Raw genomic sequence first — 14,610 nt, 5'->3', positions numbered from 1 at the left:
TCATCCTTTCAGCCGACCCCGCGGAAGGATCAGGATCAGCCGTTGCATCACGATGAAGGCGAACAGCAGCACCCCGACCACGATCTTCGTCCACCACGAGGACAGCGTGCCGTCAAAGACGATATAGGTCTGGATAAGGCCCTGAATCAACACGCCGAACAGCGTCCCGAGGACGAGGCCCGACCCCCCGGTCAGAAGCGTGCCCCCGATGACCACGGCCGCGATGGCGTCCAGCTCCATCCCCACGGTCGCCAGCGAATATCCCGCCGAGGTGTAGAGCGTGTAGACGATGCCCGCGAGGCCGGCCAGCGCCCCCGACAGCGCGTAGATGCGGATCGTCGTGCCGCGCAGGGGCACCCCCATCAGCGCGGCCGAGGCGCGATTGCCACCCAGCGCCATGACGTTGGCGCCAAAGCGCGTGCGGTGGGCCAGAAGCGCGCCGCACGCGAAGACCGCCAGCATCACCATCGCGATGAAGGTTAGCCGCCCCTTGCCCGGCAGGCGGACGAACAGATCTCCCAGCGTATCGAGGAAGGGATGAGAGATCGGGACCGAATCCGTGGTGATGAGGAACGCGGCCCCGCGCGCCAGGAACATCCCGGCCAGCGTCACGACAAAGGGCGGCATCGCCAGCAGGTCGATCATCAGCCCCATCGCGGCGCCGAAGGCTGTGGCCAGCGCCAGCGCCAGCACGAAGGCCAACGCCGGATGCACCCCCGCCCGCACCGTCACGGCCACGAAGACCGAGGTGAAGGCGATGACCGCGCCCACCGACAGGTCGATCCCGCCCGACAGGATCACGAAGGTCATGCCCACGGCGGCGATGCCAAGAAAGGCGTTGTCGGTCAGTAGGTTGCCCAACACACGGGTGGACAGCATGTTCGGGAACTGCGCCACGCACAGGGCATAGGCCGCCAGAAAGATCGCGACCGTGGCCACGAAAGGCAGGGTGCGCGTGCGGATCATGGGCAGGGCGGTCACGATTTCGCCTCCCTCGTCTTGCGCCAGTCGCGGCGGGCGGCGCGCAGGGCGCTGCCCCAGTCGGCCAGCGCCGGGGATTGCAGGGTCAGGATCAGCACGATGATCACCGCCTTGATGATGAGGTTGAACTGCGGCGGCCAGCCCGAGATCAGCGTGCCCGTGTTCACCGCCTGAAGGATCAGCGCCCCCAGAAGCGAGGCGGTGATGGAAAAGCGCCCGCCCGACAGGGCCGTGCCGCCGATGACCACGGCCAGGATCGCGTCCAGTTCCAGCCACAGGCCGGCGTTGTTGGCGTCGGCGCCGCGGATATCGGCCGTGACGATCATGCCGGCGGTCGCGGCGCACAGGCCCGAGACGACATAGACCGCGACCAGAAGGAAGCGCGCCTGGATGCCGGCAAGGGTGGACGCGCGGCGGTTGATGCCCACGGCCTCGATCAGCAGGCCAAGGGCGGTGCGGCGGACGGTCAGCCCGATGGCAAGGCCGGCGGCCACCCAGATCAGCACCGGCATGGGGAGGCCCAGGAACGCCCCCGACCCGATGAAGGAAAAGGCGGGGTTGTTGAAGGTCAGGATCGCGCCTTCGGTGATCAGCTGGGCGATGCCGCGCCCGGCCACCATCAGGATCAGCGTGGCGATGATCGGCTGGATGTCCAGAAAGGCGACCAGCATCCCGTTCCACAGCCCGCACAGAAGGCCGATGACCAGCACCGTCCCGATCACCACCGGCAGCGGTTCGTCCACCAGCGTGGCGGCGGTGGCGCCGCAGATCGCCATGACGGCGCCCACCGACAGGTCGATCCCGCGCGAGGCGATGACCAGCGTCATGCCGATGGCCAGCAGCGCCACGGGCGCCGCGCGGACAAGGATGTCGATCAGGCTGCCGTAAAGGCGCCCGTTGCGCAGGGTGACGTCCAGAAAGCCCGGCGCGATCAGGGTGATGGCCGCAAGGATCAGCGCCAGGGCGATCAGCTGCGGGGCCAGACGTTTCACCTTCGTCATGCCGCCCCCTCCACCGCCATGGCGTTCATCATGCCGCTCACCGTCACCTCGTGCCCGCGCAGTTCACGCACATGCCGGTGGTCCGACAGGATCACCACGCGCGAGGCGTAGCTCGCCAGCTCCTCCAGTTCCGACGAGATGACCACAAGGGCCATGCCCCTGGCGCACAGATCCTCGATCAGGCGGATGATCTCGGCATGGGCGCCGATGTCGATGCCGCGTGTGGGTTCATCCAGGATCAAAAGGCGCGGGTCCGTGGCCAGCCAGCGGGCCAGGATCGCCTTCTGCTGGTTGCCGCCCGACAGGAACTTGATCGGCCGGTCAGGATCGGCGGGCCGGATGTCCAAGGCGCGGATGTAGCGTTCGGCGATCTGCGCGGCCTCGGTGCCGGACAAGGGGCGGGCCCAGCCGCGGCGGGCCTGAAGGGCCAGGATGATGTTCTCGCGCACGCTCAGGTCGGCGATGATGCCGTCGGTCTTGCGTTCCTCCGGGCAGAAGCCGAAGCCGTGGCGGATCGCCCGTTCGGGGGAGTGCAGCGTGACGGGGGTGCCGTCGATCTCGGCCGTGCCCTGATCGGGGCGGTCGATGCCGAACAGAAGAAACGCCGTTTCCGACCGGCCGGAGCCGAGGAGGCCCGCGATGCCCACGACCTCGCCCGCGCGCAGGTCCAGATCGAAGGGATGGACCTTCCCGGCCTTGGCATAGTCGCGAAAGCGGATCGGGGCGGGCGCGTCGTCGGGCGGGGGCGCGGTGCGGTGATCCACCTCGTCCGCCAGTTCCCGCCCCAGCATCATCCCGACCAGATCCCGCCGGGGAAGCGAGGCGATGTCGCGGCTGCCCACAAGACGGCCGTTGCGCAGCACGGTGACGCGGTCGGCCACCTGATACACCTGATCCAGGAAGTGGGTGATGATGACGATGCCCAGCCCGCGGTCGCGCAGCTGGCGCAGGATGGCGAAGATTGCCTCCACCTCGCGCGCATCAAGGCTGGCGGTCGGTTCATCCAGAAACAGCACGCGGCCCGACAGGTCCACCGCGCGGGCGATGGCGATGATCTGGCGCACGGCGACGGAATGGGCCGACAGCGCCTCGCCCACATCCAGCGTCAGGCCGTAGCGGGAAAGAAGGGCGCGGGCCTCCGCCTCCATCCGGCGGACCCGCACCATGCCCCAGTGGCGGGGCTGGCGGCCCAGATACAGGTTTTCGGCCACGGACAGGTTTTCCAGCAGGTTCACCTCCTGGTAGACGGTGCCGATGCCCAAGGCCTGCGCCTCGCCCACGTCGCGGGGCGACACCTCCGCCCCGTTCAGCCGGATCGTGCCCCCGTCGCGGCGATAGGCGCCGGTCAGGATCTTCACCAGCGTCGATTTCCCGGCTCCGTTCTCGCCCAGAAGGGCGTGGATCTCACCCGCGCGAAGGGTGAAATCCACGTCTTCCAGCACGGTCACGCCGAGAAAGGCCTTCCGGATGCTCTTGGCAGCCAGAAGATCCGGGGCCCCCTGAAGGTCGTGATCCATGATGCTCCCTCAGTATCCGAGGTCTTTCTTCTGTTCATAGACCGCCTGCGGATCATCGGCCTGCGTGTACAGTTTCGATTCCGTCTGGATCCACTTCTCGGGCTCCGTCCCGTCGGCCAGATAGGCCTCGATCGCGTCCAGGGCGGGCCCGGCCATGTTCGGGGTCAGTTCCACCGTGGCGTTCGCCTCTCCGGCGGCCATTGCAAGGAAGATGTCCGGCACCGCGTCGATGGAGACGACCTTCACATCCTCGCCCGGTTTCAGGCCAGCTTCCTTGATCGCCTGGATCGCGCCCACGGCCATGTCGTCGTTGTGGGCGTAGACGGCGCAGATGTCGGCCCCGCCGCCTTCGGCCTTCAGGAAGCTTTCCATCACCTCCTTGCCCTTGGCGCGGGTGAAGTCGCCGGTCTGGGACCGCACGATCTGGATGTTGTCGTGGCCAGCGATCGCCTCCTCGAAGCCTTTCTTGCGGTTGATGGCGGGGGAGGAGCCGGTCGTGCCCTGCAACTCCACCACCTTGCAGTCGGCGTCGCCCACATCCTGCACCAGCCAGTCGCCCGCGACCTTGCCTTCATGCACCTGATCGGAGGTCACCGCCGTCAGGTACAGGTCGTCCGGCGCGTTGATGCCGCGGTCCAGAAGGACGACCGGGATCTCGGCGTCCTTGGCTTCCTCCAGCACGCCGTCCCAGCCGGTTTCCACCACCGGGGCGATCAGGATGGCGTCCACGCCCTGCGCGATGAAGCCGCGCACGGCCTTGATCTGGTTTTCCTGCTTCTGCTGGGCGTCCGCGAACTTGAGGTCGATGCCCCGGTCCTTCGCCTGCTGCTGGGTGACGGTCGTCTCGGCGGCGCGCCAGCCGGATTCGGATCCGATCTGGGAAAAGCCGATGGTCAGATCCTGCGCCGATGCCTGTCCCATGGACAAGGCGAGGCAGGCCACCGCCGTGGCGGTTGCAAACATACGTGTCATTCAATCCTCCCTGAAGCGGGATCCTCCTCACCCCGCTGAATCATATTGTATGACTATTGTGGTTCTCACAAGACAATTAAAACATGCTCACGGTCCGTTCGACACAAGCGGAGCGGGTGCGTGGGTCTTGCACGCTTTGCCGGATCTCCAAGCTGTTGGATACTGGGGAGACGGCGGGGGATGACGATGCCCGTGATGCGAGCCGCTTTGGGGGCAGGAGGGGCTGGCAAAGCTGCCCAGCGCCGCGCATCGGCTGCTCGCCAAATTCGCCATGTTCGAAGCGTGCCGCTTGCGGTGCCCACGCCTGCCCGCTACGCTCTGCGGCGGATGACAACATTTGCCGGGAGTGCCGAGCATGGTTCAGCTTGGTGCGGAGATCGACGGCGACGGCGCGTTGGAAATCCGGGCGTTGCTGGGTGAGGTCGGTTTCGAGGGGACGGACCCGCATCGGCTGTTCCACCTCGCCCGCTACAACAAGATGTTGCACCTGATCCCGATGACCGCGCACCCCACCCTTGCGCCGCGGCTGCTGGAGGCCCGCATCGCGACCGTGGGCATGAACGGCCGGGCGATCCGCGCGGGGGCAGAGATCTCGAAGGCGTTGGCGGCCGCGCAGGTGCGGCACGTCGTGATGAAGGGGCCGTGGCAGCAGGTCTCGGTTCACGACACGGGCTTCCTGCGCCCGTCGGGCGATGTGGATTTGTTCGTGGCGCCCAAGGACCGCGTCCGGGCGGCGGAGGTCGTTGGGACGCTCGACTATCGCGTCTTCGAGCACGGCCAGACGATCTGGTGGCTGCGTTTTCTGGGCGAGCAGCACTTCCACCGCGAAGCGGACGGTGCGGTGGTGGATCTGCACCATCGTCTGCTGCAGGTCGGCCTGCCCAGCTGGCGCCATGCCGAGGACGTGCTGGCCCGTTCCGTCCTGCAAGGGGAAGGGGATGACCGCGTGCCCGTGCCCGATCCCGCGACGGGCTGCCTGCTTCTGGCGATCACCATCGCAAAGGCCCTGCTGGGAAGCGAACCCTGCGGCTGGGCCGTGCGCGACCTGTCGCTGTGGCTGGCCCGCTTGTCGGTGGAGGAGCGTCGCGCACTGGACCGCGTCGCACGCCGTGCCGGCCAGACGCGCAGCCTGAGGCTGGCCCTGCAATTGGTCGAAGCGTGTTATGGTGGTTCGGCGGCCCAATCAGTGTTGCCCGGACCCGCGCGGACGAAGGAAGAGCTGCGGTCGATCGTCTACCAGCCGTGGCACCACCCGCAGCTTGCGCCGCGCCGCCGGCATCTGCTGCGCGCGCTGGGCAAGGGACGGCCGGTCGCCGTGGCGCAGCAGGGGGTCATGTCCGTGCTGTCTCCGGTGGTGCTGTCCGTGTTGAAGCGGCGCGAGGGGAAGGCCTAGCTCCGCACTGCGGCATCCAGCCACTGGCCCCAGTCCGGCAAGTCTGCCGCAACGGCAGCGCCGGCGCCAATCAACGCGGCGGCCCCGGCCGGGGGGTGGGCCCAGGCGTGTCCGGCTTGGGGCAGGGGAGGGCAGTCGACCGCTTGAGCGGCCGGGCGGATCACGGCGGTCTTGCGGCGCCGCCGGTCGCGCAGGCTGTCCGCCAGCCGCGCCAGCATCGCGGGTTCGGCCAAGCGCGGCAGGACCTGACGCAGCCGGCGCGCCTTGATGTCCAGCACCAGGCGTTCAAAGCGCAGGGCGCGTTCCAGATGCCGCTCCACCCCCGCCGCCGCGCGGGCCGAGGCGGCGTCGGGCATCGCGGGCAGGCTGCGATGCGCCGCCAGCATCGACGCCATTCGCTCTGCCGTCATGCGGTGCGAGATCGACGAGGCGTGCCGGCGATAGGCGTAAAGTGGATCGGGAACGACCACAAAGGACGCCCCGTCGATCAGCATCCGCATCACGAGGTCGAAATCCTCCCCGATGTGCAGGGACGTATCGTAGCGCCGGCCGCCCAAGGCTCGGCGCGAGATCAGAGGTTTGAGATAGCCGTAGCTTGGCAGGCCCGGCTCGGCCCCGTTGCTGCGCATGAACTGCGCGGCATCGAGGGGCATTGGCCGGGTCAGGTGCAAGGGCTGCAGCAGGGTCCGCCGTTCGTTCGCGCCGAAATGCACCAGATCATCGGCCACAAGATCGGCCCCCGTGTCCCGTGCCACGGCCAGAAGGCGTTGCAGACGGTCGGGGTGGATCAGGTCGTCGCTGTCGACGATGGCGATCCACTCCCCCCGCGCCGCGTCCAGCGCGCGGTTGCGCGTGGCGGCCGGACCGCCGTTTTCGGACGAGGGCAGGACCCGCACACGCTCATCCCCTGCGGACACCGCCTTCGCGATCGCGACGCTGTCATCGTCCGAGGCATCGTCCGCCACGATCAGCTCAAGCTTCGCATGGCTTTGCGAGAGGACAGAGCGCATCGAGGCTTCCAGCCACCGCGCCCCCCGGAAGTTCGCCATGATCACGCTGACAAGCGGCGGCGTTTCCGACACAAGGGGTGCTTCCATAGACTCCACGACGCCTTTCCGTTGACCCAACGCATGCCGGCTTGATAACCACCGGTGGAAATCGTGGCAACATCCGGTCGGGTGTTCATTTGTTTGGATGTTTGATGTTAAAAGTTTCCCCTTTCCGGGTGGCCATGACGGTCGCCGCCGCATCCCTCCCGGCCAATGCATCGCTTGCGCAGACGGCCGAGCCCATGATCACCCAAGGCTTCCGTGATGACTTCACGGCGCCCATGCTGAACACGCGCCGGTGGTATGTGTCCGACGGCTGGACGAACGGCAGGCATCAGGACTGCTACTGGGCGAAGTCGGCCGTTTCGGTGGCGGACGGGATGCTGAAGCTGGCTCATGTTCCGGGCACGGAAGCCGAGCGTTCGGAATGCGGCGAGGTTCAGTTGCGCGGCCTCATCCACTACGGCACGATCGAGGCGGAGATCCGCACGCCGGCCGCGTCCGGCCTGAACGCCTCCATCTTCACCTATACGGGGGGCACGCAGGGCACGCGGCATGATGAAATCGACATCGAAGTGCTGACCCGGCGGACGGACCGCATCACCTTCAACACCTTTGTCGATGGCAAGGCGATGAACGGCGACGACGCGCCCGCCGACCCGCCGCTGGACGAAGCTTTCCACCGCGTCGCGATCCAATGGGGGCCGGACGCCATCGTCTGGTTCGTGGATGGCGAGGAGGTGCACCGCACCCCGGCCGGCGCGACCCTGCCGGATCTGCCGCAAAAGCTGATGATGTCGTTCTGGAGCACGACCACCCTGACGGACTGGATGGGCAAACAGGGACGGCGGACCGGCCAGCTGGACTATCTGATCGACTGGATCGCCTACACGCCGCTGGGCGAGACGTGCCTGTTCGCGGGGTCCATCACGTGCTGAGCTGGGGACGTGCATCAACGATCCATCCGTGATCACCATTCACAACAGCGTGATCGGTGCATAGATCCGACGTTCTTCCTCCGGCGTCGCGCCGTATTCATCGCTTGGGCATGCAGGCAGGCGGATGTCAGATACATCCGCCTGAAAGTCTTCAGCGCGCGCCGCGCGAGCTGAGCAGCGCCGGGATGGTGCGCAGGATGATCTTGATGTCCAGCAGCATGCTCCAGCCCTGGACGTATTGGCGGTCCAGCCGGACACGTTCGGCATAGGTGGTGTCGCTGCGACCGCTGACCTGCCAAAGACCGGTCAGGCCCGGGCGCGTGATCAGGTAAAGCGGCGCGGTGGCGGCATAGTTGTCGAGCTCGGCCCGGACGACGGGACGGGGGCCGACGATGCTCATCTGACCGCAGAGCACGTTCAGAAGCTGCGGAAGTTCATCCAGGCTCAGCTTGCGGAGGATCGCGCCCACGCGCGTGACCCGTGGATCGTTCGACAGCTTGCGCTCCGTCTCCCACTGGAGCCGGTCCGCCGGGTTTGACTCAAGGTGACGGGCAAGGATCTCGTCCCCGTTCACGACCATGGTGCGGAACTTCCAGCACTTGAACTCGGTCCCGTTGAAGCCGACGCGGCGGTGACCGTAGAGGAGGGGGCCACGATCCGTTGCCTTGATCAGCGCGATCAGGCCAAGAATCAGGATGCCGAAGAGCGGAAGGCTGAGCAGCACAAGCGCCACGTCCAGGGACCGCTTTGCGAGGCCGCCGACGGGCTTGGTGGAACGGGGTTGCGGGGCGGCTCCGGGAGCCGTCCCCAGATTCGGGGAGGAGGAGGAAAGCGAAACGGCCAACTTGCCGTCAATACCGACACTGGTGCCATCAGGGGGCATGGGGAGAAGCTCCTGAACAATCGTTAAAACAACATGAATACTGACCCATGAACGGGAGTCAGATGGAGGGTTGTCAGAAACCGGAGCGGTTTTCAACGTTAATAGATAGTTAACAAAGAATTTTCATTTTATTAACCTAACTTTTCTATACTCTGTCATTTCATGTTGACAATTTGGTCATCTGCGCTGAATCAACAGGTGCTGGCGAATTTCCGCGCAGCGTCCCTTAGTAATGGTTGTGTACGATGAAAAAAGCTTACTCCGCGCCCGCCCTCCGCGTTCACGGCACCCTCGAAGCCCTGACCCAAGGTTCGTCCAACGGCTCCATGCTGGACCAGGCGTTCCCCGTCGGGACTCCCAAAGGTGAACTGACCTTCTCGTAAAAGCGCGAATGGGCGGCGGTCACGCCGCCCTTTTTCATCGGAAGGCACATCATGTCCTATGTTGTCTCGCCGGACTGCGTCGCTTGCGACGTGGACGGTGGTCTCGCGATTCTGAACCTCAAAACCAACCTGTACTTCGGCTTGGACGAGGTCGGGGCAGAAGTCTGGGGGCTTCTGAAGGAGCCGACGTCGGTTCCCGAATTGGCCCAATCCATCGCCTCGAACTTCGAGGTGTCGCAGGCCGAATGTGAGAACGACATCTCGCGCCTTCTGGACGAGATGGCGCAAAACGGCCTCGTTGTAAGGGCCTGACGCAATGGCCCGCCTGCGTCGGATTTCGGCAAGGCAGGTGTGCCTTTTGCTGGAGTGCCTGTTCACGGTGGCGGTCGTCCGCTGCGCCCTGTCGTCGCGCCGGAGCGACTGGCTGCGGCGTCGGATCGGCACCTTTACCGTTCATTCGATGGCCCCCAACCACCGCCTTGCCGAGATCGCCTGGGCGGTTGCCGCGGTGTCACGCTCTGTGCCCAAGGCCAGCTGCCTGACGCAGGCGACCGCGGGGCAGTGGATTCTGGCGCGCCGCGGTTTCGATTCGATCGTCCGGATCTCGGTGCCGCCGCTGGCGGACGCCCAAGGGCGGATCGCGCCCCATGCCTGGCTGATGGCGGGCGATACGGTGGTGCTTGGCGGAACCGTCGATCTTTATCAACGTCACCGAATGCTGCACGACTACCCGGTGCGCGCCCCGTCGGTGGCGCGATGAGCCATTTTGCCGTTCTGGGCGGGATCGGGCGGCCGATCCTCGGCCTTGCCTCTGCCGCGATGCGGATGCGGGCGGGGTGCCCCGACTCGGCGGAAAGCCGTTCGCCGGGTGATCGTCTTCTGCAATGGGGATGCCTGGCACAACAGGGGCCGCTGTCGCTGTGCGGCGATCTGGGGCTGACGGACATTCCGCAGTTGCGGGCTGATTCAGGGCATGGAACGGATGCCGATCCGGCGCAGATGGTCCTATCCTTGTGGGCGCGGCATCAGGAAGGTGCGCTGCATCGGCTGAACGGCTGCTTTGCCTTCACCATCCATGACGCCCGGACGGGCGAAACCTGGGCCGTGCGGGATCGCATGGGCGTCCGACCGCTGGCCTATGCGGTGGAGGCGGACCGCATCGTCGTCGCCTCCACGATCCGCCTGGTGCGGCTTGGCCTGTCGGGTGCGACCGACATCGACCGGGCGTGGATGGCCGACTTCCTATGCGGGCAGGACACGAGCCACGAACGCACCGCGCACGCGCAGATCCGCCGTCTTCCGCCGGGCCACCTGCTCCGCCTTTCCGCAAACGGCACGCTGACCACGCGGGGCTGGTACAGCCTGCACGAACGGATCGTCCCGAGCGAGGCCGACGGGGCCGAGGCGCTGCATGAGGCCCTTCGACATGCGACGCGGGAAGCCTGCGCGGGCCGCAGCATCGCCACCTTCCTCAGCGGTGGACTGGATTCCAGCACCCTGTCCCTGCTGTCGGTGGGTCCGGGGGAAGAACGGGCCGCTCTTTCGCTGCGCTATGACAATCCCGCGCTGGACGAGGGCGTGTATATCGACGCGGTGCTGGCGAAGTCCAGAGGCGCGCTCATTCCCGAAAACATCCCGGCCGCTGATGTCGCCCCGGACCTGCGGGCCCTGTTGACCGACAACGACCAGCCCCTTTTTGCGCCCGGACTTCCGGGAAACCGTCATCTTTACCTCGCGTCAAGACGAATGGGATATCGCGACGTCCTAGACGGCCATGGGGGCGATGAAGTGATCGACGGCGGCTTGCGGAGCCTGATGCATATCGCGGGTCGCGGTGCCTGGGGGCCGGCGCTGGGACTGGCATGGCAGCATGCGCGTTTCACCGGCGTCTCGCCCACAAGTGTCTGGATGCAACTGGTCGCGGCGCGCGGCCCGCGGCTGTTGGCGGCCTTGGCGCGCCGTGCGTCCCGGGCGCCGCACCATGACCGTCTGGAATGGCGGGCGCTGCTGGATCCGGCCTTGGTGGCCGACACGGACCTTGTGGCACGTGTGCAGGCCCTTCATTCCCCGGTGGGCGGGGATCTGCCCGAAGGCGTGCGGGCGCATCTGGACACGATGACGGCCCCGCTGCTCAGCGGCGCATTGGAGGTTCTGGATGTGGCCGCCCGCAGCGCCGGGGTCACGCCCCATTACCCCTTCTACGATCACCGCGTGGTTGAGCTTTGCGTCGCCCAACCCGACCATGCCCTTATTGCCCAAGGCCAGCCGCGCAGCCTTTTGCGGCGGGCGATGCGGGACGTCCTGCCCGAGAAGGTCCGTCAACGGCGCGACAAGATCGACTTCCTCCCCAACTTTTGGGCCCGCCTTCAACGCGATCCCGACCTGCGCCGGCTTCTGGTGGATCCGCAACCGTTGCAGGGCTGGGTGAACATCGACACCCTGCGGGCCGATGGCACCCTTCTGCAGTCCGACAGCCCGGATCCCGGCGCCGCCTTCCGGATCGCCCGCGCGCTGGCGCTGGCCACCTGGTTCGACCTGCGCGAGGCGGCCCCCCTTCTTCAACACAAGGCGTCATGATGAGCCAGTCTGCCCCGTTTTCGTACATGGCTTACGGTCTGGTGATCCGATCCGACCTGCGCCTTCCCGAACTCGCTTCCATCGAGGCCGGGGGGCAGCCGGACCTGACGATCACCCTTGATCCGGCCCCCATGCCCGCCGATGCCGTGCCGGAGATCGGATTTGCCGAGGACGGGACCGCCCTGTTCTGGCCGGCGGTCGGCAACTTCCGGGTGTCGCAAGCCGGAGACGCGATCCGGATCACCCGGGCGGCGGAGGCGTCGGACGATCTTCTGGCCTTCCCGCTGCTGGGGCCGATCCTGTTCGAGGTTCTGCGTCGCCGCGGCTATTTCGTGCTGCACGCCAGCGCGGTGCTGTTCCAAGGTGGGGCGGTGGCGTTTCTGGCCGACAAGGGCACTGGCAAATCGACCACGGCCACCGCCCTTATCGCGCGCGGCGGCCGGCTTCTGGCCGACGATCTGGTCGCGATCGATCCCGCCGGACGCATCCAGCCGGGCTTCGCCCAGCTCAAGCTCTCGGACGAGGCGCGCCGTTTCGCGCCGGGTGGGGCCACCCTGCGGGGGCACGTCCACGACCTGATCGACAAGACCCGCGTTCTGCTGCCGCCCGAGATGCTGGCGAAGGAGCCGGTTCCGGTGGCACGTCTTTACACGTTGCAGCGGCTGGCACCGGGGGAGGCGTCGCGCGTTCTGCCGCCTGATCCGGCACTTTCCCTTCCGACGCTCTTGCGCTTTTCATACGCCACGCGGTTCGGCGATGCGCTGCTGAAGGGGCAGGCGGCGGCCCAGCACTTCCGCGCGGCCGCGGCGCTGGCCGCGTCACATCCGCCACAGGTCCTTGGGATCGCCGAAGGCCTCGACCGCGCGGATGAGATTGCGGACACCATCGCGGCCGATCTGTCCCGCGTTCCCGCATGACCGGCTCCCGGACGGAACTGTCGTCGTTCTTCACCGCGCTCGCCCGGATGGAGCGGCGCCGTCTGACGATCGGCACCACGCTTCTGGTGCTGGGCACGCTGACCGAAGGCATCTCCATCCTCTTGTTCCTGCCGATCCTGCAACTGGTCGGCAATGGCGAAAATGTGGTGGATCTGGCGCGCCTGAACCTTCCGGCCTTTGTGCCCGACGCCATCCCTCTTTGGGTGCTTCTGGTGTTCATCGTGCTGCTGACGGCGGCGCAGGCAGCCTTCAACCGCTCCAAGGGCATCTACCTGACAGAGCTGGTCCACGACTTCACCGATCGTTTCCGCCTGTCGCTGTTCCGCGACATCGCCGCCGCGCGCTGGGACAGCCTGGTGCGCCTGCCGCGATCGCGGATCGAGCACGCCCTGACCGGCGAGATCGAGCGTCTTTATATGGCGACCTTCAACCTGCTGACCATCCTGCAAGGGGCGATCGGTCTGGGGCTGTATCTGGTGCTCAGCCTTCTCGTCTCGGTTCCCATGACGCTGCTGTCCTTTGGTTTCGGGCTTGTGGCGCTGTCGCTGATGCGGCCGTTCCGCAAGGCAGCGGGACGTCATGGCACCCGGTTGCAGGAAAAGCGAAAACGGCAAAGCCATGCCGTCAGCGAATTCGTGGGCGGGCTGAAGGTCGCCCGCAGCATGAACCTGGAGCGGCGGTATCAGGGCGTCTTCTCGGACATTCTGCACCAGACGCGGATCGATGCGGTCCAATATGTCCGCCAGTCCAGCGTCGGGTCGGGGCTGTTCCAGGTGTCGGCCGTGGCCGGGGCGGCATTGTTCATCTGGGTGGCACGGTCCGGCCTCGGTATGGACCTTGCGCGCATCGCCGTGCTTCTGATCCTGTTCATGCGGGCCGGGCCGCGGTTCCTGGGTCTGCAAGCGTCGGTCCAGCAGTTGCTGGTCGATCTGCCCGCTTGGCGTGACATCCGCACGCTTCAGGATCAGCTGGACGAATGGCGCGATCCGGCGGCGGATGGCACTCTGCCCGCCCCGGCGCCGCAGCATGAGATTTGTCTGGACCGCGTCACCTGGCGCTTCCCGGGGGCCACGCGAAACGTGCTGACCGACCTGACGCTGCGCATTCCGGCCAACCGCATCTCGGTGATCACCGGCCCGTCCGGTGCGGGGAAAAGCACGATCGCCGATCTGGTGATCGGCTTGTTGCAGGCCGATCAGGGGCGGCTTCTGGTGGATGGGCAGCCGTTGGAGGCCGGGCAGTTGCGCGCGTGGCGGGATCGCACCGCTTATGTCACGCAGGATCCGCATCTGATCGACGGCACCATCCGCGCCAACCTGATGCTGGCCGTGGCCGAGCCCGGCCCGGGGGATGAGGGTGCCATGCAGCTGGCCCTCTCACGCGCCTCGGCGAATTTCGTGGCGGCGCTGCCCGATGGAATCGACAGCCCGGTGGGAGAGCGCGGCGGCCTGCTCTCGGGCGGGGAACGCCAGCGGATCGCGCTGGCCCGTGCGCTGATGCGTGATCCGGACATCCTCATCCTGGATGAGGCGACGAGCGCGCTGGACTGGGAAAACGAGCTCGCCCTGGCCGAGACGATCGGAAAGCTGAAGGGCAGCGTTACTGTTCTGGTCATCACGCACCGCCCGGCTTTGCTGGCCGTGGCGGACGTCGTTCATGTCATGGATGATGGCCGGATCGTTCAGAGTGAGCAACCGGGTGATGGTCCCGGTCAGCCCGATGGCTATCTCTCCGGTCTGCGGACGCAGGGAGCGTGACCGTGGACCGGATCGCGATATAGGCCAGCAGGGCCAGCTGCCCGATCACCAGCACCGCCGCGGCGGCGCCAATAGTCTGCCATCCTGACCATCCCGCGGACAAGGCCGCGAGGATCGCCGCCACAACGGCGGCCAGCATGACGGCGATGTAGCAAGTGACGAACATCTGTGTCCCTTAACGGCCTAGGCGCATCCGGTTGTGACAACCTATGGTGCACCAT

General features: G+C 66.6%; 14 protein-coding genes. 8 read left to right on the top strand and 6 right to left on the bottom strand.

Going from position 1 to position 14,610, the window contains the following annotated elements:
- From yjfF to ytfQ, 4 genes are read right to left on the bottom strand one after another with little or no spacing between them, the layout of a single operon-like run.
- The gene (yjfF, locus tag PIJ50_RS14150; protein ID WP_271976107.1) at positions 1 to 981 is read right to left on the bottom strand and encodes a galactofuranose ABC transporter, permease protein YjfF; all 981 of its coding nucleotides are present in this window, start codon (positions 979 to 981) and stop codon (positions 1 to 3) included.
- Positions 978 to 1,982 carry an ABC transporter permease gene (locus tag PIJ50_RS14145; protein ID WP_271976105.1) on the bottom strand — a complete coding sequence of 335 codons (1,005 nt, stop codon included), beginning with the start codon at positions 1,980 to 1,982 and terminating at the stop codon, positions 978 to 980. The genes yjfF and PIJ50_RS14145 overlap by 4 nt, the downstream gene beginning before the upstream one ends.
- The gene (locus PIJ50_RS14140) at positions 1,979 to 3,499 is read right to left on the bottom strand and encodes a sugar ABC transporter ATP-binding protein (protein WP_271976104.1); all 1,521 of its coding nucleotides are present in this window, start codon (positions 3,497 to 3,499) and stop codon (positions 1,979 to 1,981) included. Before PIJ50_RS14140 ends, PIJ50_RS14145 begins: the two co-directional genes overlap by 4 nt.
- 9 nt (positions 3,500 to 3,508) lie before the next feature.
- Complete coding sequence (ytfQ, locus tag PIJ50_RS14135) at positions 3,509 to 4,471, bottom strand: galactofuranose ABC transporter, galactofuranose-binding protein YtfQ (protein WP_271976103.1); 963 nt, start codon at positions 4,469 to 4,471, stop codon at positions 3,509 to 3,511.
- Positions 4,472 to 4,826: 355 nt separating this feature from the next.
- On the opposite strand from ytfQ, the gene PIJ50_RS14130 reads away from it, so the two are divergent.
- Positions 4,827 to 5,864 carry a nucleotidyltransferase family protein gene (locus PIJ50_RS14130; protein ID WP_271976102.1) on the top strand — a complete coding sequence of 346 codons (1,038 nt, stop codon included), beginning with the start codon at positions 4,827 to 4,829 and terminating at the stop codon, positions 5,862 to 5,864.
- Here PIJ50_RS14130 and PIJ50_RS14125 read toward each other — a convergent pair.
- Complete coding sequence (locus PIJ50_RS14125) at positions 5,861 to 6,961, bottom strand: glycosyltransferase family 2 protein (RefSeq protein WP_271976101.1); 1,101 nt, start codon at positions 6,959 to 6,961, stop codon at positions 5,861 to 5,863. The genes PIJ50_RS14130 and PIJ50_RS14125 overlap by 4 nt on opposite strands.
- Positions 6,962 to 7,155: 194 nt before the next feature.
- On the opposite strand from PIJ50_RS14125, the gene PIJ50_RS14120 reads away from it, so the two are divergent.
- Positions 7,156 to 7,851, top strand: coding sequence for a family 16 glycosylhydrolase (locus PIJ50_RS14120; protein WP_271976099.1), 696 nt, complete (start codon positions 7,156 to 7,158; stop codon positions 7,849 to 7,851).
- Between the two features lie 151 nt (positions 7,852 to 8,002).
- Here PIJ50_RS14120 and PIJ50_RS14115 read toward each other — a convergent pair whose 3' ends face one another.
- Positions 8,003 to 8,734, bottom strand: a complete 732-nt coding sequence (locus tag PIJ50_RS14115) for a sugar transferase (protein WP_271976098.1) — start codon at positions 8,732 to 8,734, stop codon at positions 8,003 to 8,005.
- Between the two features lie 245 nt (positions 8,735 to 8,979).
- Here PIJ50_RS14115 and PIJ50_RS14110 point away from each other — a divergent pair, with 245 nt between their 5' ends.
- From PIJ50_RS14110 to PIJ50_RS14085, 6 genes are read left to right on the top strand one after another with little or no spacing between them, the layout of a single operon-like run.
- Positions 8,980 to 9,117, top strand: a complete 138-nt coding sequence (locus PIJ50_RS14110; protein ID WP_271976094.1) for a lasso RiPP family leader peptide-containing protein — start codon at positions 8,980 to 8,982, stop codon at positions 9,115 to 9,117.
- Between the two features lie 51 nt (positions 9,118 to 9,168).
- Positions 9,169 to 9,429 carry a PqqD family protein gene (locus PIJ50_RS14105; RefSeq protein ID WP_271976091.1) on the top strand — a complete coding sequence of 87 codons (261 nt, stop codon included), beginning with the start codon at positions 9,169 to 9,171 and terminating at the stop codon, positions 9,427 to 9,429.
- Between the two features lie 4 nt (positions 9,430 to 9,433).
- Positions 9,434 to 9,877 carry a lasso peptide biosynthesis B2 protein gene (locus tag PIJ50_RS14100; protein WP_271976090.1) on the top strand — a complete coding sequence of 148 codons (444 nt, stop codon included), beginning with the start codon at positions 9,434 to 9,436 and terminating at the stop codon, positions 9,875 to 9,877.
- Positions 9,874 to 11,694 (top strand): asparagine synthase-related protein, encoded by a 1,821-nt coding sequence (locus tag PIJ50_RS14095; protein WP_271976089.1) that lies wholly within the window; start codon positions 9,874 to 9,876, stop codon positions 11,692 to 11,694. Before PIJ50_RS14100 ends, PIJ50_RS14095 begins: the two co-directional genes overlap by 4 nt.
- Positions 11,694 to 12,611, top strand: coding sequence for a serine kinase (locus PIJ50_RS14090; RefSeq protein ID WP_271976087.1), 918 nt, complete (start codon positions 11,694 to 11,696; stop codon positions 12,609 to 12,611). The genes PIJ50_RS14095 and PIJ50_RS14090 overlap by 1 nt, the downstream gene beginning before the upstream one ends.
- Complete coding sequence (locus PIJ50_RS14085) at positions 12,608 to 14,389, top strand: ABC transporter ATP-binding protein (RefSeq protein ID WP_271976085.1); 1,782 nt, start codon at positions 12,608 to 12,610, stop codon at positions 14,387 to 14,389. Before PIJ50_RS14090 ends, PIJ50_RS14085 begins: the two co-directional genes overlap by 4 nt.
- Positions 14,390 to 14,610: the final 221 nt, after the last annotated feature.

This window comes from Falsirhodobacter sp. 20TX0035 (genome assembly GCF_028307215.1).
Taxonomy (GTDB): Bacteria; Pseudomonadota; Alphaproteobacteria; order Rhodobacterales; family Rhodobacteraceae; genus Falsirhodobacter.
The sequence above is the reverse complement of the archived record's forward strand: the minus strand, read 5'-3'. Positions and strand labels throughout refer to the sequence as shown.

What these genes read in the sequence shown, in the direction of transcription:
- PIJ50_RS14145 (WP_271976105.1), bottom strand. Translation starts at nt 1,982, where the DNA reads ATGACGAAGGTGAAACGTCTGGCCCCGCAGCTGATCGCCCTGGCGCTG.
- PIJ50_RS14140 (WP_271976104.1), bottom strand. Translation starts at nt 3,499, where the DNA reads ATGGATCACGACCTTCAGGGGGCCCCGGATCTTCTGGCTGCCAAGAGC.
- ytfQ (WP_271976103.1), bottom strand. Translation starts at nt 4,471, where the DNA reads ATGACACGTATGTTTGCAACCGCCACGGCGGTGGCCTGCCTCGCCTTG.
- PIJ50_RS14130 (WP_271976102.1), top strand. Translation starts at nt 4,827, where the DNA reads ATGGTTCAGCTTGGTGCGGAGATCGACGGCGACGGCGCGTTGGAAATC.
- PIJ50_RS14125 (WP_271976101.1), bottom strand. Translation starts at nt 6,961, where the DNA reads ATGGAAGCACCCCTTGTGTCGGAAACGCCGCCGCTTGTCAGCGTGATC.
- PIJ50_RS14120 (WP_271976099.1), top strand. Translation starts at nt 7,156, where the DNA reads ATGATCACCCAAGGCTTCCGTGATGACTTCACGGCGCCCATGCTGAAC.
- PIJ50_RS14115 (WP_271976098.1), bottom strand. Translation starts at nt 8,734, where the DNA reads ATGCCCCCTGATGGCACCAGTGTCGGTATTGACGGCAAGTTGGCCGTT.
- PIJ50_RS14110 (WP_271976094.1), top strand. Translation starts at nt 8,980, where the DNA reads ATGAAAAAAGCTTACTCCGCGCCCGCCCTCCGCGTTCACGGCACCCTC.
- PIJ50_RS14105 (WP_271976091.1), top strand. Translation starts at nt 9,169, where the DNA reads ATGTCCTATGTTGTCTCGCCGGACTGCGTCGCTTGCGACGTGGACGGT.
- PIJ50_RS14100 (WP_271976090.1), top strand. Translation starts at nt 9,434, where the DNA reads ATGGCCCGCCTGCGTCGGATTTCGGCAAGGCAGGTGTGCCTTTTGCTG.
- PIJ50_RS14095 (WP_271976089.1), top strand. Translation starts at nt 9,874, where the DNA reads ATGAGCCATTTTGCCGTTCTGGGCGGGATCGGGCGGCCGATCCTCGGC.
- PIJ50_RS14090 (WP_271976087.1), top strand. Translation starts at nt 11,694, where the DNA reads ATGAGCCAGTCTGCCCCGTTTTCGTACATGGCTTACGGTCTGGTGATC.
- PIJ50_RS14085 (WP_271976085.1), top strand. Translation starts at nt 12,608, where the DNA reads ATGACCGGCTCCCGGACGGAACTGTCGTCGTTCTTCACCGCGCTCGCC.